Raw genomic sequence first — 19,044 nt, 5'->3', positions numbered from 1 at the left:
CAATACGTTCCTCAGTTTTTCCCCTTATGGCCGTAGGGCTTTCCACCATGCTCTGCACATCAGCCTTGGCGGCTACGACCATTTCATCCACTCGGGTCATCTATCCGCAGTCCGAACGTGAGGTGACGGTACAGATAAGTAACCAGGGCAAAGAACCTGTTCTGCTGCAGAGCTGGATTGATGATGGCCATGCTGATGTTTCTCCGGACCTGATGAAGGTTCCGTTTGTATTGACGCCCCCCGTTAACCGCATTGATTCCGGCAAAAGCCAGTCAGTACGTATTCGTTACACCGGCAGCGGTTTAGCGGCGGACCGTGAATCGCTGCTGTGGTTTAACGCGCTGGAAGTCCCGCCAAAACTTAAAGGCGAAGAAAGTAAAAGCTTCCTGCAGATGGCGTTTCGTACCCGGATAAAACTACTTTTCCGCCCTGCCGGTCTGCAAGGGACCCCGGAAGCGGCCGCCAGTACTCTGCGCTGGAAAAGTTCGGGTAACCGTCTGACCGCCACCAACGACACCCCCTGGAATATCAATCTGGTGGATGTCGTTGGTGGCGGTCAGACGGTTACCAACGACACCCCCTGGAATATCAATCTGGTGGATGTCGAAACCACGCTTGATGGCCGCAGGGTTGTGACAGAAGCCGATACCGTACCGCCGTTTAGCCATCGAACATTTACCGCCAAGGGCAGCCAGGCCGGCACAGTGAGCAGCTGGCGAAGCGTCAATGATTACGGGGCGATACGCCAGCATTCGCCAAAATAGATTACCGCAACAGGCTCAGGACAACAGGGCCGTAACATAACAATAAAAGAGACAAGGAGCCGGAGGATGGCGGAGAAGAACCCAGCCCAAAAGCCCAGGCGCGACAACACTCATTTTCCCGCACTGCATCCACTTCTGGCAGCCATTACCTTAGCGCTGTCATCTTTTGCTAGTGCGGACGACACGATGGAGTTTGACCCATCGTTTTTGAATCTTCAGAATCCCGATCAGCTTGACCTGACGCGTTTTCGTTACGGCGCCGCAGCGATGCCAGGCGTACACGAAACCGAAATCTGGCTGAACGGTGAATTTTTTAGCAAGGAAAATATTACCTTCCGGGCGCTTCCGGACGGCGGCACCCTACTCTGTGCGCCGGAAAGTCTGCTGCGGTCCCTGCCCCTGGCTGACGATACCCTTAAACCAGCAGAAACGGGTGATTGTCAGAACCTGGCAACCCGACTGCCTGATGCCACCCGCGATTATGACAGCGGCCGTCAGCGACTGAACCTGACGCTGCCACAGATCCTCGTGCAGCGTACGGCCCGCGGCACGGTGCCCTACGCCCAGTGGGACCAGGGCGTGACGGCGGCGATACTGGGTTATAACCTCGGAGCCTGGCGCACATCGTCCTATGGCCGCGATTATCAGCAGGCCTACGGGCTGATAAATGCCGGGTTCAACCTTGGCGGCTGGTATCTGCGGCACAATGGCAGCTACAGCTGGCAGGAGCATCAGTCAGGCCAATACGACGCCATCAATACCTACCTACAGCGTGACATCCCCTTCCTGCGGGGTCGACTGCTGATGGGTGAGAGTAACACCCAGGGCCAACTGTTCGACACCGTTCCATTTACCGGCGTGTCGCTGACCAGCGATGACCGAATGCTCCCAGAATCCCTGCGCGGTTATGCGCCGGAAATACGTGGCATAGCCCGGACAAACGCGCTGGTGAGCGTCAGTCAGAATGGCCAGGTTATCTATGAAACCACCGTCACACCGGGCGAATTTGTCATTAATGATCTCTACCCGACGGGATATGGCGGCTCGCTGAATGTCACCGTAAAAGAGGCTGACGGCCAGCAGCAACGATTCGAAGTACCCTACGCGGCAGTCGCCCAGCTGCTGCGCCCGGGAAGCTGGCGCTACAGCTTTACCGCAGGGAAACTGCGTAACGATGTACTCAACAACAAACCGGGCTTCGGTGAAATCACCTGGCAGCAGGGGCTGACCAATCAACTTACCGCTTATACCGGCGCGCAGATGGCGCCTGACTATTATGCCGCCCAGGGTGGTCTGGCGGTTGGCACGATCATTGGTGCCGTGTCGGCGGATGCCACGCACACGAACTTTAAGGCCCCGAGAGGAGAAAACATGCAGGGGCAGAGCTATCGTCTGAGCTACAGCAAATATATCCCCGAAACAGGCAGCAACTTTTCTTTAGCCACCTACCGTTTTTCGACCCAGAGCTATCTCAGTATTCAGGATGCGATGCAGCTGCGTGAGCGGGCTACCACACCAGACCGTCTTATTCGTCCGCGCAACCGGGCCACCCTGACCTTTAACCAACGGCTGGGTGAGCGCTTAGGGCAGGTCTATCTGAGCGGATCCGTGCAGAACTATTGGGGGCGCGAGGGCCACGACCAGCAATACCAACTGGGGTATAACATCAGTACTGGCAAGCTCTCCTGGGGGCTGTCGGCAACCCGCGGGCGTAACAGCAGCGGCAAATTTGAAAACACCTGGCTGCTGAGTCTCAATATGCCGCTGGGGGATAATAGCAAACGGAATACGCCGTACCTGCGCAGCAGTCTGACCCGTGACGCCCAGGGAAAATACGGTGAGCAACTGTCGCTGTTCGGCAGCGCAGGCGAAAATCAGCAGTTTAGTTACGGGGTCGATACCAGTCATCACAGTGCCAACGGCAATGCCGGTACGCTGTCAGGCCAGTATCGAGGCCCGTGGTCGTCGCTATCTGCCACCGCCAGCAAGGGCCGACACTACATCAGTACTTCGTTAGGGTTGAACGGTACCCTGGTTGCCCACAGCGGTGGACTCAGCGCCACATCTTATACCAGCGATACCTTTGCCATCGTTGAAGCAAAAGGCGCGGAAGGCGCCGGTATCAGCTCCTTGCCTGGAATTCGGGTAGACAGCCGGGGCTATGCGCTGGTCCCCAACCTTAATCCTTACCAGTTCAATGATGTCAGCGTTGATCTTAAAGGCGCCGCGGATGGCGTCGAGTTAAGTACCACCCGACAAAAAGTGGCTCCTTATTCCGGGGCGGTAGTGAAGCTGGAGTACGGCGTCCGCCAGGGAAATACCCTGATACTGAATCTGACACAGCACAACGGGCAACCAGTACCATTTGGCGCACAAGCTACCGACAGTGAGGGGACACTTGCGGGCTACGTCGGCCAGGCTGGCCAGCTGTACGCCCTGGTAGGACCTCTGCAAGGGAACATAACGCTTAAGTGGGGAGAAGGCCGCAGCGAACAATGTCAGGTTGATTATCGGATACCGGAAAGCGGAACGGGAAACGTTGTCACTCAACAGATAACGGCGCAGTGCCGCTCGCTGGTCACAATGGTGTCAATCCCGACAGTTCTGCCGCTGGAAGGATAACAATAACGACGATGTAGAACTCACCCCGTACCAGGCGCTGGCACTCCCGGAAGCTGACCAGTAAGAATATTTTCAGCCGGTATCAATAAAAAAGGGTCCATGTTTACCATGGACCCTTTTGCCGATAACCACACGGTAGAACTTAGTGTGCCGTTTCCGGTTTATGTTTCTGCGCGCTCTGGAAGTTATAGGTCAACGCACCTTTGTCTTTATCCAGCGCGACGGTCACCTGCCCACCATCAACCAGCGAACCAAACAGCAGCTCGTTAGCCAGCGGTTTTTTCAGGTTATCCTGGATAACACGCGCCATTGGACGTGCGCCCATTGCCCGGTCGTAGCCTTTTTCTGCCAGCCAGTCTCGTGCTTCCTGGCTCACTTCCAGCGAGACGCCTTTCTGATCCAGCTGAACCTGCAGCTCGACGATAAACTTATCCACCACCTGATGGATCACCGTCGTAGAGAGATGATCGAACCAGATAATGTTGTCGAGACGGTTGCGGAATTCCGGCGTAAAGATCTTTTTGATCTCATCCATCGCATCCGGGCTGTTATCCTGCTGGATAAGGCCGATCGATTTACGTTCGGTCTCACGCACCCCGGCGTTGGTGGTCATCACCAGCACCACGTTACGGAAGTCCGCCTTACGGCCGTTATTGTCGGTCAGCGTGCCGTTATCCATCACCTGCAGCAGCAGGTTAAAGACGTCCGGGTGCGCTTTTTCGATCTCATCAAGCAGCAGCACCGCATGCGGATGCTTAATCACCGCATCGGTCAGCAACCCGCCCTGATCGAAACCGACGTAGCCCGGAGGCGCGCCAATCAGGCGGCTGACGGTATGACGTTCCATATATTCGGACATATCAAAACGCAGCAGCTCAATACCCAGCGCTTTCGCCAGCTGCACGGTCACCTCGGTTTTCCCGACCCCGGTCGGCCCGGCGAAGAGGAATGAACCAACAGGTTTGTGCTCGTGGCCCAGGCCCGCACGCGCCATCTTGATGGCCTCAGTCAAGGCTTCAATCGCTTTACCCTGACCAAAGACCAGCATTTTCAGACGGTCGCCGAGATTTTTCAGCGTATCGCGATCGCTCTGCGAGACGCTCTTCTCAGGAATACGGGCAATGCGTGCCACCACCGACTCGATATCCGCCACGTTGACGGTTTTCTTACGCTTGCTGGCTGGCATTAAACGCGCCCGCGCCCCGGCCTCGTCGATCACGTCGATAGCCTTGTCCGGCAGATGGCGGTCGTTAATGTATTTCACCGCCAGCTCGACCGCCGCACGTACCGCTTTCGCGGTGTAACGCACATCGTGGTGCGCTTCGTACTTCGGTTTCAGGCCGTTGATGATCTGCACCGTCTCTTCCACAGAAGGTTCGGTAATATCAATCTTCTGGAAGCGACGCGCCAGAGCACGGTCTTTTTCGAAGATGTTGCTGAACTCCTGGTAAGTGGTTGAGCCCATCACCCGAATTTTGCCGCTGGAGAGCAGCGGTTTAATCAGGTTGGCCGCATCGACCTGGCCACCAGAAGCCGCACCCGCACCGATAATGGTGTGGATTTCGTCAATAAACAGAATGCTGTTGGTATCCTGTTCAAGCTGTTTAAGCAGCGCTTTGAAACGTTTTTCAAAATCACCGCGGTATTTTGTCCCCGCCAGCAGAGAGCCAATATCCAGCGAGTAGATGGTGCAATCGGCCATAATCTCTGGCACGTCGCCTTGCACAATACGCCAGGCAAGCCCTTCGGCAATGGCGGTTTTACCGACCCCGGATTCGCCCACCAGCAGCGGGTTATTTTTCCGGCGACGGCACAGAACCTGAATCGCACGCTCCAGCTCTTTTTCGCGGCCGATCAACGGATCGATTCCGCCGACGCGAGCAAGCTGATTGAGATTGGTGGTGAAGTTTTCCATACGATCCTCCCCGCCTGCTTGCTCTTCATTGCTGGGCTGGCTTCCGCTGTTATCGGAAGGCTGGCTCGGCTCGTCTTTGCGTGTACCGTGAGAAATGAAGTTAACGATGTCGAGACGGCTGACTTCGTGTTTACGCAGCAGATAGGCCGCCTGCGATTCCTGTTCGCTGAAAATCGCGACCAGAACGTTGGCGCCGGTGACTTCACTGCGGCCAGAGGATTGGACGTGGAAGACCGCGCGTTGCAGCACACGCTGGAAACTCAGCGTCGGCTGAGTGTCGCGCTCTTCTTCCGTGGCGGGCAGTACGGGTGTGGTCTGTTCGATGAAGGCTTCGAGTTCCTGACGCAGCGCCACCAGGTCCACGGAGCAGGCTTCTAACGCCTCGCGGGCCGAAGGGTTGCTGAGCAGCGCCAGCAACAAGTGCTCGACGGTCATGAACTCATGACGGTGCTCGCGCGCTCTGGCGAAAGCCATATTTAAACTGAGTTCCAGTTCTTGATTGAGCATAGGCACCTCCCCCAATTTTCATGCCTGTCTTCAGGCTTTCTCTAGCGTACACAGCAATGGATGCTCGTTCTCCTTCGCGTATTCGTTCACCATCGCGACTTTGGTTTCCGCGACTTCTGCAGTAAATACACCACAAATCGCTTTACCTTGATAGTGAACCGTCAGCATCAGTTGCGTTGCACGTTCTACATCATAAGAAAAGAATTTTTGTAACACGTCAATAACAAACTCCATTGGAGTGTAGTCATCATTGAGCAATATCACTTTATACATAGATGGTGGTTTAAGTTCATTACGAACTTCGTCTTCTACCAGCTGATCGAAATCCAGCCAATCTCTCTTACTCATCGTCAATGTTCATCAATGGTTGCTGTTGCCAACAGGCGGCGGCCTGTTGATGACCAGTGGCTATGCACATCACAAATCTACAATAGATCATAGATAACTATCATCTATTACTTCCATCCGCGATGTCTGTCACATTCCCCGGCAATAGCGTTAACTGCTTCAAATTTTGACGCATTTTTCGCCTTCCACTACCGTCAATCGCTTGACGCATTTCCGTATTTCTCTAAATTGTACTAGCGAGAGTTGGCGAGCATTTGAACAACTCGTCACTCCACTACCGGTTCATTCCATCTTACTTATAAAGAATTACGAAGGATGTCGAAGTATGGAAATGGGTACTGTTAAGTGGTTCAACAATGCCAAAGGGTTCGGTTTTATCTGCCCTGAGGGCGGCGGCGAAGACATTTTCGCCCATTACTCCACCATCCAGATGGATGGTTACAGAACGCTAAAAGCCGGACAAGCCGTTCGGTTTGATGTTCACCAGGGGCCGAAAGGCAATCACGCCAGCGTGATTGTTCCTGTGGAAGCCGAAGTGGCTGCATAACGCTTTCGCTTCATTGTGTACATCCCGCCAGTAAAATGCCAGTCCTTCTGACTGGCATTTTTTTGTTTCTACTCGCGGGCCAGCGCATCCACCGGATCAAGTCGCGCGGCATTGCGAGCCGGAAGCCAGCCAAACAGTACGCCGGTCAACGTCGAACATAAAAAGGCGGTGACCAGCGCCAGCGGCGAAAAACCGATCTCCCAGCCGGGCAAAAACAGCTGCAGAATGAAGGCGATCATCAACGATAACGTCACGCCCAGCGCGCCGCCGACCAGGCAGACCAACACCGCTTCGATCAAAAACTGCTGCAGCACATCGCTGGCCCGCGCCCCGACCGCCATCCGAATACCAATTTCACGGGTCCGCTCGGTCACCGATACCAGCATGATGTTCATGACTCCGATACCGCCCACCACCAGCGCAATCACCGCCACCAGGGTCAGAAACAGCTGTAATGTATGTGTGGTCCGCTCCGCCGTTTTCAAGATGCTGTCCATATTCCAGGTAAAAACATCTTTTTTGCCGTGACGGAGCTCCAGCAGACGCAGCAGCTGCTGTTCGGCGGTCGCACTGTCATAGCCTTCACGTACGCGCACGGTAATGGAGTTCAGCCACGATTGTCCCATCACTCTGCCGGCCATGGTGGAGTACGGCAGCCACACCCGCAGAATTTTACTGCTGCCAAACATCGACTGCTTCTCATCCGCTACACCAACGATGGTGGCTGGCATATTGCCCACCAGAATGATTTCGCCGACGACACGTGCTTTATGCGGGAACAACTGACGACGGGTGTTGCTATCCAGCACCACCACCTGCGCCCGGCTGTTAAGCTGCAGCTCGTTGAAGGTGTTGCCTTCGCTGAAGGTCATGCCGTAAACGTTAAAATACTGTGGCCCTACCCCTTCCGCGCTGGCGGCAACGTCAACGTTGTCGGCACGCAGGCGCAGGCTTTTTGACACCGCCGGCGTCGCAGAGCTCACCCAGGGCTGCTTTTGAATTGCCAGCAGGTCGTCATACTTCAGCGCCTGCTGGTAGCGAGGGTCGTCATCGCCGAAATCTTTGCCGGGATAGACATCAATGGTGTTGGTGCCAATGGCGCGAATATCGGCCAGCACCATCTGCTTCGCCGCATCCCCGACCACCACAATCGACACCACAGACGCGATACCGATGATAATGCCGAGCATGGTCAGCAGCGTGCGCATTTTGTTCGCCGCCATCGCCCGCCAGGCCATCACCAGCGCCTCACGAAATCCGCTGGTGAACTGGCGCCACGGAGAAGGCTCCGCCCGCTTCGCCTGACGCAGCACGCCGCCGGTTGTTTCCTTCGCAGGCGGGTTACGCACAATTTCGCCATCGTGGATCTCGATGATCCGTTCAGCCTGCGCCGCGACTAACGGATCGTGGGTGACGATGATCACCGTATGTCCCTGGGATTTCAGCTGATGGAGGATCGCCATCACCTCTTCCCCCGAGCGGCTGTCCAGCGCGCCGGTGGGTTCATCGGCCAGAATCACCTCGCCGCCGTTCATGAGCGCCCGGGCAATACTGACGCGCTGCTGCTGGCCGCCGGAGAGCTGCGAAGGCTGATACTCCGCCCGATCGCCAAGGCCCAGCCGCACCAGCAGCTCGCGCGCCCGCTCCAGACGCGCCCGCCGTTCCGTACCGGCGTAAACCGCCGGAACTTCAACGTTCTGTGCCGCCGTCAGGTGCGACAGCAGATGGTAACGCTGGAAGATAAAACCAAAATGCTCCCGACGCAGCCGGGCCAGTTCGTCACCGCTCAGCAACGCAACGTCCGTCCCGGCCACGCGATAGGTGCCGCTGGTCGGTTTATCGAGGCAGCCGAGGATATTCATTAAGGTCGATTTACCCGAGCCGGAGGCCCCGACGATGGCGACCATTTCACCGGCGGCAATGTTCAGCGTGACGCCTTTCAACACCTCCACGCTGCCGTCACCGGAAAGGTAGCTGCGACGGATATCACGCAGTTCCAGCAATGCCGTCATTTTGCGGTCCCGGCATGGCTTTCGCCGGTGATCACTTCATCACCCTCATCCAGCCCTTTCACCACCGCAACATCGGTATCGTTGCGCGCGCCAATCGTCACTTCACGCTCTTTGACCTCGCCGGTACGCAGCAGACGCACGTTGTACCGGTTATCGCCGACGGCATCGCCCAGCGCGCTAAGCGGGATGGTGATGACATTTTTCACTTCCGCCATCTGGATATGCACCTGAGCCGTCATCTCCAGACGCAGAATGCCCTGCGGGTTCGGCACTTCAAAGCGGGCGTAGTAAAAAATAGCGTCATTGACCTTTTCCGGGGTCGGCAGGATATCTTTCAGGCGTCCTTCATAACGGGTCAGCGGATCGCCAAGCACCGTAAACCACGCTTTCTGCCCGGGACGAAGGTGAATCACATCGGCTTCAGAGACCTGGGCTTTCACCAGCATGGTACTGAGGTCAGCCAGCGTCAGGATGTTCGGCGCCTGCTGCGCAGCGATCACCGTTTGCCCTTGCAGGGTGGTAATTTGAGTCACTTCGCCGGACATCGGCGCCAGGATGCGCGTGTAGTCGAGGTTGGTTTTTGCGGTATCTAAGGTTGCCTGATTGCGCTTAATCTGCGCCTCGATGGTGCCGATTTGCGCCTCTTTCACCGCCAAATCCGTGGCCGCGGTATCGAGCTCCTGGCGTGATACCAGTTGACGCTGGGCCAGCTGCTGCTGACGCGCTAAGGTGACCGCCGCCAGTTTGCGCTCTGCGCGCGCCTGATTGAGCTGGGCGCGAAGCTCCATCAGCGTGGCGTCGACTTCTTTAATTTGGTTTTCTGCCTGCTTGGGATCAATCACCCCCAGCAGCTGATCTTTCTGGACTTTGTCGCCGATATTCACCCGCAGCGTTTTCAACTGCCCGCTCACCTGTGCCCCGACATCGACCTTACGCAGGGCGTCCAGCTTACCGGTCGCCAGCACGCTCTGCTGTAAATCCCCCTGGCGCACCACCAGCGTCTGATACTGCGGTAACGGCGCATTCAGTATCCGCCATCCCCAAACGGCCACGGCCAGTACGACGACGGCCAGCAGCCACCAGAGTTTCCTGCGCTTTCCATTAAGCTTCATAACTATTCCTGATGTATTTACCCGCAGAGCAAGATGCCAATTCTATCCGCAGCGCGCGCAAACATAACGCGGAATTTGGCTAAAGCGGATAATTCCGTGCGTTAGCGCCAGGCCTAATGGGCCAGGCGCTTAGTCGGCGCGACCCCGCGCCAGCCACAGCACACGGGAAAACATTTTTTTCAACAGCGTAGGCACCGACTCGATGCCGCGACGCCCGGCTTCCATTGCCACTTCAATCGCCAGATCCGGTTTCGACGAGCGATGAATCGCTTTGGTGATCACCCGGCGCATGTTCATCGGCACGTTCGGCGGCAGTTGCGCTACCCGATGATAAACATCGTTAAAGCCCTGGCGGTACATAAAGTGTTCCATATCCAGCGCCGGCAGCACGGTCAGATGGTCGCGTTCCAGATCGCGATCGTCGTTGAGCAGGCTGCGCACCGTGGCGGCATATTTTTTCCCGGCTTCGTCGCCATCGACCAACACGTGCCACTGAATGCCCATCCGGCGGGCAAACTTAATCAGCGGCTTAAGGCCCGACTGGGCAAACTCAATGACCTTGACCCCTTCGGCGTCGAAATGGTGCCCGCACTGCCGGGCCAGTTCGTTGATCACCCAGGTCTCGGTCTCCCCTTCCACCAGCAGCCAACAGCGGGCAAACAGCGATGAGGCGCGATTAAAGCGGATATGAAACGCAATGCGTCGGCTGTCTTCGGCGTTCATGCCACCCGGTCCGAGCCGCCAGGCCGAGACGCGCGAGGACTCGCGCACCAGTCGACAAACGTGCTCCACCGGCGTTAGCGACAGCAGTTCACCGGAATTGGTGGTGGTGACCTGCTGCAACGGCAGCAAATTCAGGAGATGCCAGGCCACCGACAGCATGATCGGATGCAGGCGGGTTTCCGGGTCTTCGATCAGCAATAAAGGGCGCGCATCGCGGTCAAGCCGTACCGTCCCTTTGGCCTGTAACAAGGTTGAAAACAGCCCCAGCAGAATCACCCGATGGCTGCGGCCGCCGGGTTTATCAATCATCCGGTTGATAATGTCCAGATAACGCCAGCTGCGTTGTTCATCATGGGAGTGCCGGCGCATCAGCCGGTGGCGGGACTGGGCGCTGCTCTGCTCGGCAAAGTAGTGTTCCAGTAGCTGCACCATGGCCGATAACCCCTGGCGAATCTGGCTGTCGGTTAAGTTTTGCGGGTGATTCACCAGCTCGCGGGAGAGAAAGTCCAGCTGTCGGGCGGTTATCTCAATTTGCGGCGAATGCGGCACGCTGTCGTTATGAATGCGGCGCATAAAACGCGCATCGCGCAGGCGCAACACCGGCATCAGCCGCACCAGATGCCGCACCATCTCATCGATATCGTCCAGCTCCAGCGCTTCGCCTTTGCCGTTGATAAAGCTGCGCAGCGTCATCACGCTACCATCTTCCGTCAACTCACCTTCCAGCCGATAGAAAATACGCTGGTAGCCATCTTCGCAGGGCACCCAGCAGTCGTTAAGCGGACGGAAACGGCGCACCCGGTGGTGGCCCGGTTCGTTCTCACGGAAGGTTAAAATAATATGCAGATGGTGCTCACGTCCCTGCACATCACCCGGCGGGAACCAAAAATCATCGCGCACAAAATGGTACAGCTCGAATTCTGGCGACAACAGTAGCGTCAGCGCATCCAGCAGGCTGGATTTACCCCAGGCATTTTCGCCGATCAGAACGTTATTTTGCTCCAGCATCAACGATAACCGATTGATACCGCGAAAACCGACGATCTCTACCCGCTCAAGATGCATATCCCCTCCGCTCAGTAGCCACTTTCTCCTTCAGTTATCAGCAGTATAGCGACACATGCCTGAACATGACACTGTTCACCAGCATCGCGGTGCGACGTAAAGTCCATAATAGGACCGGGATATGATTATTCACCATGCTATCCGCTTTAAAAATAATTCATGCTGTAAAGTGGTTATCTTTATTATTTTTGTTCTACACTTTTCTTGAATGACCACTGGCAAAAGGATTACGATCACATTGCCCTAAATCAAATTATATTTAGTTATTTGGCTAGCCGCAGGATGACGATTGTTCATAGAATAGCGTCGCTTTATTTTTATCTTCATCCTTTGCGTCGATAAATAAAGATCGGCACGAAAATTCGTGCTCGTTTACATTATTTTTTTGAGGTGGTTATGTTTAGAAAATTAGCAGCGGAATGCTTTGGGACATTCTGGCTTGTGTTTGGCGGTTGCGGTAGCGCCGTTCTCGCAGCAGCCTTCCCGGAACTGGGAATTGGTTTTGCCGGCGTCGCACTGGCCTTCGGTTTAACTGTATTAACCATGGCGTATGCTGTTGGTCATATTTCCGGCGGCCACTTCAACCCGGCGGTCACCTTAGGTCTGTGGGCCGGCGGTCGTTTCCCGGCGAAAGACGTGATTGGTTATATTATCGCTCAGGTGGTTGGCGGTATCATTGCGGCAGCCGTCCTGTATGTCGTTGCCAGCGGTAAAGCCGGCTTTGATGTTGCTGCCAGCGGTTTCGCTTCGAACGGCTTCGGCGAGCACTCACCGGGCGGTTACTCCATGCTTTCCGCGATTGTTATCGAAATCGTCCTGACCTGCGGCTTCCTGCTGGTCATTCATGGCGCAACGGATAAAAACGCACCGGCTGGCTTCGCACCTATCGCGATTGGTCTGGCACTGACTCTAATCCACCTGATCAGCATTCCGGTCACCAACACCTCCGTTAACCCGGCACGTAGCACCGCGGTCGCTATTTTCCAGGGCGGTTGGGCGCTGCAGCAGCTGTGGCTGTTCTGGGTGATGCCAATCATCGGCGGTATTCTGGGTGGCGTACTGTATCGTACTCTGCTGGAAAAACGCGATTAATCACCAGTTTGATTTCCTGAGAGGCCCGGCAATGCCGGGCTTTTCTTTTTTTTGACGCATCTTTACTCGGTTCGGTGATTTGGGTAGTGTCAGTGGCGCTATTCTCACTCTGCAAGGACCAGACCGTTCATGTTTTCGGGATTATTAATCATTCTTCTGCCGCTGGTTATCGGCTACCTTATTCCTCTGCGTCACCCCTCGGCACTGAAGCTGATTACACGGTTGTTGAGCTGGATTGTTTACGTCATCCTCTTTTTCATGGGGATCAGCCTCGCCTTCCTCGACAATTTATCCAGCAACCTGCTGTCGATACTCCATTATGCTGCGGTCAGCGTCGTGGTGATCCTGCTGTGCAATATTGCGGCGCTGCTGTGGCTGGAACAGAAAATGCCGTGGCGCCACCCGCACCGCCAGGGGAAATTACCGTCCCGGGTCGCAATGGCAATGGAATCCCTGCAACTGTGCGGCGTGGTGTTTATTGGTTTCCTCATTGGTCTGAGCGGTTTGTCATTTTTACAGCACGCTGTCGAGGCCAGCGAATATACGCTGATCTTCCTGCTGTTCCTGATTGGTATTCAGCTGCGAAATAATGGAATGACCCTGCGCCAGATAGTGCTTAACCGGCGCGGAATGATTGTGGCGGTGGTGGTGGCGGCCAGCTCAATGATCGCAGGGGTCATTAACGCCTTTATTCTCGACCTGCCGCTGAAGACCGGCCTGGCAATGGCCTCCGGCTTCGGCTGGTATTCACTCTCCGGGATCCTGTTAACCGAATCCTACGGCCCGGTGATCGGCAGCGCGGCTTTCTTTAACGACCTCGCCCGCGAACTGCTGGCTATTATGCTAATCCCCGGTCTGGTACGTCGCAGTCGCTCAACGGCATTAGGGCTGTGCGGTGCCACCTCAATGGACTTCACCCTGCCGGTACTGCAACGTTCCGCAGGCGTCGATATCGTCCCTGCCGCCATCGTTCACGGGTTTGTACTAAGCCTGCTGGTGCCGGTGCTGATCGCCCTTTTCTCCGCCTGATCTCGTATTGCTCGCGGCTGACCACGCCTGTTATCCCCTGGATAGACGGCGTGGTTTTCAGACCACCGCGATGACTTTCCGCCGCCAGACCCCGGCAAATTTGCGTTAAATCAATCTCCCTTTAAATTGCATTAGAAATACCTTTTATCCCTTCGGTGACAGGCATAACCTTAAACATGTATCTAAAATATAACTTTAAAAGGTGTGACCATGTTTTGTGTGCAATGTGAACAAACCATCCGTACTCCGGCAGGGAACGGCTGCTCTTACGCGCAGGGTATGTGCGGAAAAACAGCAGAAACCTCCGATCTCCAGGATCTGCTGATTGCCTCTTTGCAAGGCCTGTCCGCATGGGCGTTGAAGGCGCGTGAATATGGCATCATCGATCATGATATTGATAACTTTGCCCCACGGGCATTTTTCTCCACCCTGACCAACGTCAACTTCGATTCCCCGCGAATCATTGGCTATGCGCGCGAAGCTATCGCCATGCGTGACGCGCTCAAGGCGCAGTGCCAGCAGATTGCGCCCGGTGCCAGCGTCGACAACCCGATGGCCGATCTGCAGTTGGTCAGCGACGACCTCGGCGACCTGCAGCGTCAGGCGGCGGAATTTACCCCGAACAAAGACAAAGCGGCGATTGGCGAGAACATTCTCGGCCTGCGCCTGCTGTGCCTGTACGGCCTGAAAGGCGCGGCAGCCTATATGGAACACGCCCACGTGCTCGGCCAGTATGACAACGACATCTACGCTCAGTACCACAAAATCATGGCATGGCTCGGCACCTGGCCTGCCGATCTGGAGGCGCTGCTGGCGTGTTCGATGGAAATCGGCCAGATGAACTTCAAAGTGATGAGCATTCTGGATGCCGGTGAAACCACCAAATACGGCCACCCGACCCCGACTCAGGTCAACGTGAAAGCGACGGAAGGTAAGTGCATCCTGATCTCCGGCCATGACCTGAAAGATCTGTACAACCTACTGGAACAGACCGAAGGCACCGGCGTTAACGTCTACACCCACGGCGAGATGCTGCCGGCTCACGGTTACCCGGAACTGCGCAAATTCAAACATCTGATCGGTAACTACGGCAGCGGCTGGCAGAACCAGCAGGTGGAGTTCGCCCGCTTCCCTGGACCTATCGTGATGACCTCCAACTGCATCATCGACCCTACCGTAGGGGCATACGATGACCGTATCTGGACCCGCAGCATCGTCGGCTGGCCGGGCGTGAGCCACCTTGAAGGCGACGACTTCGCACCGGTTATCACTCAGGCACAGCAGATGGCAGGCTTCCCGTACAGCGAAATTCCGCACCTGATTACCGTCGGCTTTGGCCGTCAGACGTTGCTCGGTGCAGCAGACACGCTGATTGACCTGGTGAGCCGCGAAAAACTGCGCCACATCTTCCTGGTCGGCGGCTGCGACGGCGCGCGCGGCGAACGTAACTACTTTACCGATTTCGCCACCAGCGTCCCTGACGACTGCCTGATCCTGACCCTGGCCTGCGGTAAATACCGCTTCAATAAACTGGATTTCGGCGATATCGAAGGGCTGCCGCGTCTGGTGGATGCCGGTCAGTGCAACGACGCCTACTCGGCGATTATTCTGGCGGTCACCCTGGCCGAAAAACTGGGCTGCGGCGTCAACGACCTGCCGCTGTCGCTGGTGCTCTCCTGGTTTGAGCAGAAAGCCATTGTCATCCTGCTGACCCTGCTGTCTCTGGGCGTGAAGAATATCGTCACCGGGCCAACCGCGCCGGGCTTCTTCACCCCGGACCTGCTGGCCATTCTCAATGAGAAATTTGGTCTGCGTTCGGTCACCACCGTCGAACAAGATATGCAGCAGTTGCTGAGCGCGTAAGGAGTTAAGCCATGACCATGCCAACCCATCAATGCCCGTGGCGGATGCAGGTTCATCATATCCAGCAGGAGACGCCGGATGTGTGGACCCTCTCGCTGCTGTGCCACGACTACTATCCGTATCGTGCCGGGCAGTACGCTCTGGTCAGCGTGCGCCAGTCGGCGGACACCCTGCGCGCCTACACCCTCTCTTCAACGCCGGGGGTGAGCGAATATATTACGCTGACCGTTCGCCGTATTGATGACGGTACCGGCTCACAGTGGCTGACCCGCGACCTGAAGCGCGGCGACTACCTCTGGCTGTCCGATGCGATGGGTGATTTTACCTGTGATGATAAAGCGGATGACAAGTTCCTGATGCTGGCGGCCGGCTGTGGCGTAACGCCGATCATGTCAATGCGTCGCTGGCTGGCAGCCTATCGCCCGCAGGCCGATGTACAGGTGATTTATAATGTCCGCTCGCCGCAGGATGTGATTTTTGCCGACGAATGGCGTCAGTATCCGCTGACGCTGGTGGCGGAAAACAACGCCCCCCACGGTTTTGTCGCCGGTCGCCTGACGACGGAGTTACTGCAAAGCGTGCCGGATCTCGCTTCACGTACCGTGATGACCTGCGGACCGGCGCCTTACATGGAGTGGGTTGAGCGGGAAGTGAAAGCGCTGGGTGTAACTCGGTTTTATAAAGAGAAGTTCTTTACGCCGGTAGCGGAAGCGGCCAGCGAAGGGCTGACGTTTACGAAGCTCCAGCCGGCGATGTCGTTTTATGCACCGGTTGGCACCACGCTGCTGGAAGCAATGGAAAGCAACCGCGTCCCGGTTGTCGCCGCCTGCCGCGCGGGCGTTTGCGGCTGCTGCAAAACCAAAGTGGTCTCCGGGGATTACACGGTCAACAGCACCATGACGCTGAGCGACGCGGAAATCGCCGAGGGCTACGTGCTGGCCTGCTCCTGCCACCCGCAGGGTGACCTGGTCCTGGCGTAATCCTGTGTTCTTATCCGGCCTGTGCCCGCCGCGGCAGGCCGGATATGTTGTTTACATCACATCCGGCGATTTTTAGCGCCAGACCGAATTTCCCGCCAGCGAATAGCGCCCCGCCCCAAGACAGGCAATCGCCAGGGCACCAATAAAGAAATAGACCAGGCTCTCAATCGCCCAGGCCCCTACCGCATCCAGCATAAAGGTTTTGCCGGTTCCCACCATCAGCCATGCCACCACCATGGTAAAGGCCAGCACCAGCGCCGCCGGACGCGTCAGGATCCCAAGGATCAGCAGGCACGGCACCACCACTTCTCCCACCAGCACGCCGTACGCAATAAATCCCGGTAATCCTTTGGCGACCAGCATCGCGCTGATCCCGCCCACGCCATCAAACAGCTTATGCAACCCGTGAAAAAGCATCAGTCCGCCGACGGCAAGTCGTAACAAGAGTTTGCCGGCATCCTCATGCGATAGCATTTTATTAACAGTATTTAACAGTGATTTAACCATTTGAAATGATTCCTGTTTACCCTTTTTCGTGTTCACAGAGTATGCGGAATTTGTGCGGAATAACACCAGCGGAAAATGAGGGGGATCAGGGCGCAGAACGGTCAGTTTCATCTAAGCTTGTAAGCGTTATCACAAAAAGGAGATGGAGAACCATGAAACAGACCGTGGCGGCATACATAGCAAAAACGCTGGAACAGGCAGGCGTCAAACGTATTTGGGGCGTCACCGGCGACTCCCTCAACGGGCTGAGCGACAGTCTCAATCGAATGGGCACCATCGCCTGGATGCCTACCCGTCATGAAGAAGTTGCCGCTTTTGCCGCGGGTGCGGAAGCGCAGCTCACCGGCGAACTGGCGGTGTGCGCTGGCTCCTGCGGTCCTGGCAACCTCCATCTGATCAACGGCCTCTTTGACTGCCATCGCAACCACGTCCCGGTGCTGGCGATCGCCGCCCATATTCCCTCCAGTGAAATCGGCAGCGGCTATTTCCAGGAAACCCATCCGCAGGAACTGTTTCGCGAATGCAGCCATTATTGCGAGCTGGTCTCGACGCCAGAGCAGATCCCGCAGGTGCTGGCCATCGCCATGCGCAAAGCGGTGATCAATCGCGGCGTTTCGGTGGTGGTGTTACCCGGCGATGTTGCTCTGAAAGCGGCGCCGGAAAGCGCCAGCACCCACTGGTACCCGGCACCGCTTCCGCGGGTTGTCCCTGCGGAAGAGGAGATCAAAAAGCTGGCCCAGGTGCTGCGCTACTCCAGTAACATCGCGCTGATGTGCGGCAGCGGCTGCGCCGGGGCCCACGCCGAACTGCTGGCGCTGGCGGAAAAATTAAAAGCCCCGATTGTCCACGCCCTGCGCGGCAAAGAACACGTTGAGTACGATAACCCCTATGATGTCGGGATGACCGGGCTGATTGGTTTCTCCTCCGGCTTCCATACCATGATGAACGCCGATACCCTGCTGCTGCTCGGTACACAGTTCCCTTATCGCCCCTTCTACCCCACCGACGCCAAAATTATCCAGATCGATATCAACCCCGGCAGCATCGGCGCCCACAGTAAGATCGATATGGCGCTGGTCGGCGATATTAAATCTACCCTCAGCGCGCTGCTGCCGCACCTGGAGGAGAAAACCGACCGTCAGTTCCTCAATACCGCCCTTGAGCACTATCGCGACGCGCGTAAGGGCCTCGACGATCTGGCGAAGCCGAGCGAAAAAGCGATCCATCCGCAGTACCTGGCGCAGCAGATCAGCCATTTCGCCGCCGACGACGCCATTTTCACCTGCGATGTCGGGACGCCCACCGTCTGGGCCGCGCGCTATCTGAAAATGAACGGCAAGCGCCGGCTGATCGGCTCATTTACCCACGGCTCGATGGCCAATGCGATGCCGCAGGCGATTGGGGCCAAAGCCACGGCGCCGGAACGGCAGGTGGTGGCCATGTGCGGCGATGGCGGTTTCAGCATGTTGATGGGCGACTTCCTCTCGCTGGCGCAAATGAAGCTGCCGGTGAAAATTGTCATCTTCAACAACAGCGTGCTGGGCTTCGTGGCGATGGAAATGAAGGCCGGAGGCTACCTGACCGACGGCACCGAGCTGCACGACACCAACTTCGCGCGCATTGCCGAGGCCTGCGGGATCACCGGGATCCGCGTTGAGAAAGCCAGCGAGGTTGATGCGGCCTTGCAGACCGCCTTCAGCACCGATGGCCCGGTGCTGGTCGATGTCGTCGTCGCCAAAGAAGAGCTGGCGATCCCGCCGCAGATCAAACTGGAACAGGCCAAAGGTTTCAGTCTGTATATGCTGCGCGCCATCATCAGCGGACGCGGTGATGAAGTGATCGAACTGGCGAAAACCAACTGGCTCAGGTAAAACAGTCTTTTGGTTTATCCCCACCATCATGCCTGACATCGTCATGTGGTCAGCCTGATAACGCCGACGACAGCCGCAAGGGTGTCG

14 protein-coding genes are annotated in these 19,044 nt (G+C 56.5%); 8 read left to right on the top strand and 6 right to left on the bottom strand.

The window, feature by feature from the left end; translation table 11 throughout:
- Positions 1-47 precede the first annotated feature (47 nt).
- Together EDF82_RS14140 and EDF82_RS14135 are read left to right on the top strand one after the other, a co-directional pair.
- Complete coding sequence (locus EDF82_RS14140; protein ID WP_227540129.1) at positions 48-764, top strand: molecular chaperone; 717 nt, start codon at positions 48-50, stop codon at positions 762-764.
- A 186-nt stretch (positions 765-950) separates the two neighbouring features.
- The gene (locus EDF82_RS14135; RefSeq protein WP_227540128.1) at positions 951-3,386 is read left to right on the top strand and encodes a fimbria/pilus outer membrane usher protein; all 2,436 of its coding nucleotides are present in this window, start codon (positions 951-953) and stop codon (positions 3,384-3,386) included.
- Between the two features lie 142 nt (positions 3,387-3,528).
- Here the strand turns inward: EDF82_RS14135 and clpA are convergent, their stop codons facing one another.
- Together clpA and clpS are read right to left on the bottom strand one after the other, a co-directional pair.
- Positions 3,529-5,808 carry an ATP-dependent Clp protease ATP-binding subunit ClpA gene (gene clpA / locus EDF82_RS14130; RefSeq protein ID WP_123756145.1) on the bottom strand — a complete coding sequence of 760 codons (2,280 nt, stop codon included), beginning with the start codon at positions 5,806-5,808 and terminating at the stop codon, positions 3,529-3,531.
- A 30-nt stretch (positions 5,809-5,838) separates the two neighbouring features.
- Positions 5,839-6,156, bottom strand: a complete 318-nt coding sequence (gene clpS / locus EDF82_RS14125) for an ATP-dependent Clp protease adapter ClpS (RefSeq protein WP_004860017.1) — start codon at positions 6,154-6,156, stop codon at positions 5,839-5,841.
- A gap of 325 nt (positions 6,157-6,481) precedes the next feature.
- Here clpS and cspD point away from each other — a divergent pair, with 325 nt between their 5' ends.
- Positions 6,482-6,703: a cold shock-like protein CspD gene (gene cspD / locus EDF82_RS14120; protein WP_123756144.1), complete on the top strand. Its 222-nt coding sequence runs from the start codon at positions 6,482-6,484 to the stop codon at positions 6,701-6,703.
- Between the two features lie 68 nt (positions 6,704-6,771).
- On the opposite strand, the gene macB is transcribed toward cspD, so the two are convergent.
- From macB to EDF82_RS14105, 3 genes are all read right to left on the bottom strand, one after another.
- Entirely contained in the window at positions 6,772-8,715 is a 1,944-nt protein-coding gene (gene macB / locus EDF82_RS14115) for a macrolide ABC transporter ATP-binding protein/permease MacB (RefSeq protein WP_123756143.1), read from the bottom strand.
- Entirely contained in the window at positions 8,712-9,827 is a 1,116-nt protein-coding gene (gene macA, locus EDF82_RS14110) for a macrolide transporter subunit MacA (RefSeq protein WP_123756142.1), read from the bottom strand. The genes macB and macA overlap by 4 nt, the downstream gene beginning before the upstream one ends.
- A gap of 129 nt (positions 9,828-9,956) precedes the next feature.
- On the bottom strand, positions 9,957-11,615 hold the full coding sequence (locus EDF82_RS14105; RefSeq protein WP_123756141.1) for an ATP-dependent endonuclease: 1,659 nt from the start codon (positions 11,613-11,615) through the stop codon (positions 9,957-9,959).
- Between the two features lie 396 nt (positions 11,616-12,011).
- Between EDF82_RS14105 and aqpZ the strand changes: the two genes are divergently transcribed.
- From aqpZ to hcr, 4 genes are all read left to right on the top strand, one after another.
- Positions 12,012-12,707, top strand: coding sequence for an aquaporin Z (gene aqpZ, locus EDF82_RS14100; RefSeq protein ID WP_123756140.1), 696 nt, complete (start codon positions 12,012-12,014; stop codon positions 12,705-12,707).
- Between the two features lie 129 nt (positions 12,708-12,836).
- Positions 12,837-13,736, top strand: coding sequence for a lysine exporter LysO family protein (locus EDF82_RS14095; RefSeq protein WP_123756139.1), 900 nt, complete (start codon positions 12,837-12,839; stop codon positions 13,734-13,736).
- Positions 13,737-13,946: 210 nt separating this feature from the next.
- Positions 13,947-15,599, top strand: coding sequence for a hydroxylamine reductase (gene hcp, locus EDF82_RS14090; protein ID WP_123756138.1), 1,653 nt, complete (start codon positions 13,947-13,949; stop codon positions 15,597-15,599).
- A gap of 11 nt (positions 15,600-15,610) precedes the next feature.
- Positions 15,611-16,579: an NADH oxidoreductase gene (hcr, locus tag EDF82_RS14085; protein WP_123756137.1), complete on the top strand. Its 969-nt coding sequence runs from the start codon at positions 15,611-15,613 to the stop codon at positions 16,577-16,579.
- Positions 16,580-16,651: 72 nt separating this feature from the next.
- On the opposite strand, the gene EDF82_RS14080 is transcribed toward hcr, so the two are convergent.
- Positions 16,652-17,086 carry a DoxX family protein gene (locus tag EDF82_RS14080; protein WP_123756136.1) on the bottom strand — a complete coding sequence of 145 codons (435 nt, stop codon included), beginning with the start codon at positions 17,084-17,086 and terminating at the stop codon, positions 16,652-16,654.
- A 152-nt stretch (positions 17,087-17,238) separates the two neighbouring features.
- On the opposite strand from EDF82_RS14080, the gene poxB reads away from it, so the two are divergent.
- Positions 17,239-18,957, top strand: coding sequence for a ubiquinone-dependent pyruvate dehydrogenase (gene poxB / locus EDF82_RS14075; protein WP_123756135.1), 1,719 nt, complete (start codon positions 17,239-17,241; stop codon positions 18,955-18,957).
- The last annotated feature ends 87 nt before the right edge of the window (positions 18,958-19,044 follow it).

The sequence above is a fragment of the Klebsiella sp. BIGb0399 genome, from assembly GCF_003752615.1.
GTDB lineage: Bacteria > Pseudomonadota > Gammaproteobacteria > Enterobacterales > Enterobacteriaceae > Klebsiella > Klebsiella lignicola.
The sequence above is the reverse complement of the archived record's forward strand: the minus strand, read 5'-3'. Positions and strand labels throughout refer to the sequence as shown.

What these genes read in the sequence shown, in the direction of transcription:
- EDF82_RS14140 (WP_227540129.1), top strand. Translation starts at nt 48, where the DNA reads ATGCTCTGCACATCAGCCTTGGCGGCTACGACCATTTCATCCACTCGG.
- EDF82_RS14135 (WP_227540128.1), top strand. Translation starts at nt 951, where the DNA reads ATGGAGTTTGACCCATCGTTTTTGAATCTTCAGAATCCCGATCAGCTT.
- clpA (WP_123756145.1), bottom strand. Translation starts at nt 5,808, where the DNA reads ATGCTCAATCAAGAACTGGAACTCAGTTTAAATATGGCTTTCGCCAGA.
- clpS (WP_004860017.1), bottom strand. Translation starts at nt 6,156, where the DNA reads ATGAGTAAGAGAGATTGGCTGGATTTCGATCAGCTGGTAGAAGACGAA.
- cspD (WP_123756144.1), top strand. Translation starts at nt 6,482, where the DNA reads ATGGAAATGGGTACTGTTAAGTGGTTCAACAATGCCAAAGGGTTCGGT.
- macB (WP_123756143.1), bottom strand. Translation starts at nt 8,715, where the DNA reads ATGACGGCATTGCTGGAACTGCGTGATATCCGTCGCAGCTACCTTTCC.
- macA (WP_123756142.1), bottom strand. Translation starts at nt 9,827, where the DNA reads ATGAAGCTTAATGGAAAGCGCAGGAAACTCTGGTGGCTGCTGGCCGTC.
- EDF82_RS14105 (WP_123756141.1), bottom strand. Translation starts at nt 11,615, where the DNA reads ATGCATCTTGAGCGGGTAGAGATCGTCGGTTTTCGCGGTATCAATCGG.
- aqpZ (WP_123756140.1), top strand. Translation starts at nt 12,012, where the DNA reads ATGTTTAGAAAATTAGCAGCGGAATGCTTTGGGACATTCTGGCTTGTG.
- EDF82_RS14095 (WP_123756139.1), top strand. Translation starts at nt 12,837, where the DNA reads ATGTTTTCGGGATTATTAATCATTCTTCTGCCGCTGGTTATCGGCTAC.
- hcp (WP_123756138.1), top strand. Translation starts at nt 13,947, where the DNA reads ATGTTTTGTGTGCAATGTGAACAAACCATCCGTACTCCGGCAGGGAAC.
- hcr (WP_123756137.1), top strand. Translation starts at nt 15,611, where the DNA reads ATGACCATGCCAACCCATCAATGCCCGTGGCGGATGCAGGTTCATCAT.
- EDF82_RS14080 (WP_123756136.1), bottom strand. Translation starts at nt 17,086, where the DNA reads ATGGTTAAATCACTGTTAAATACTGTTAATAAAATGCTATCGCATGAG.
- poxB (WP_123756135.1), top strand. Translation starts at nt 17,239, where the DNA reads ATGAAACAGACCGTGGCGGCATACATAGCAAAAACGCTGGAACAGGCA.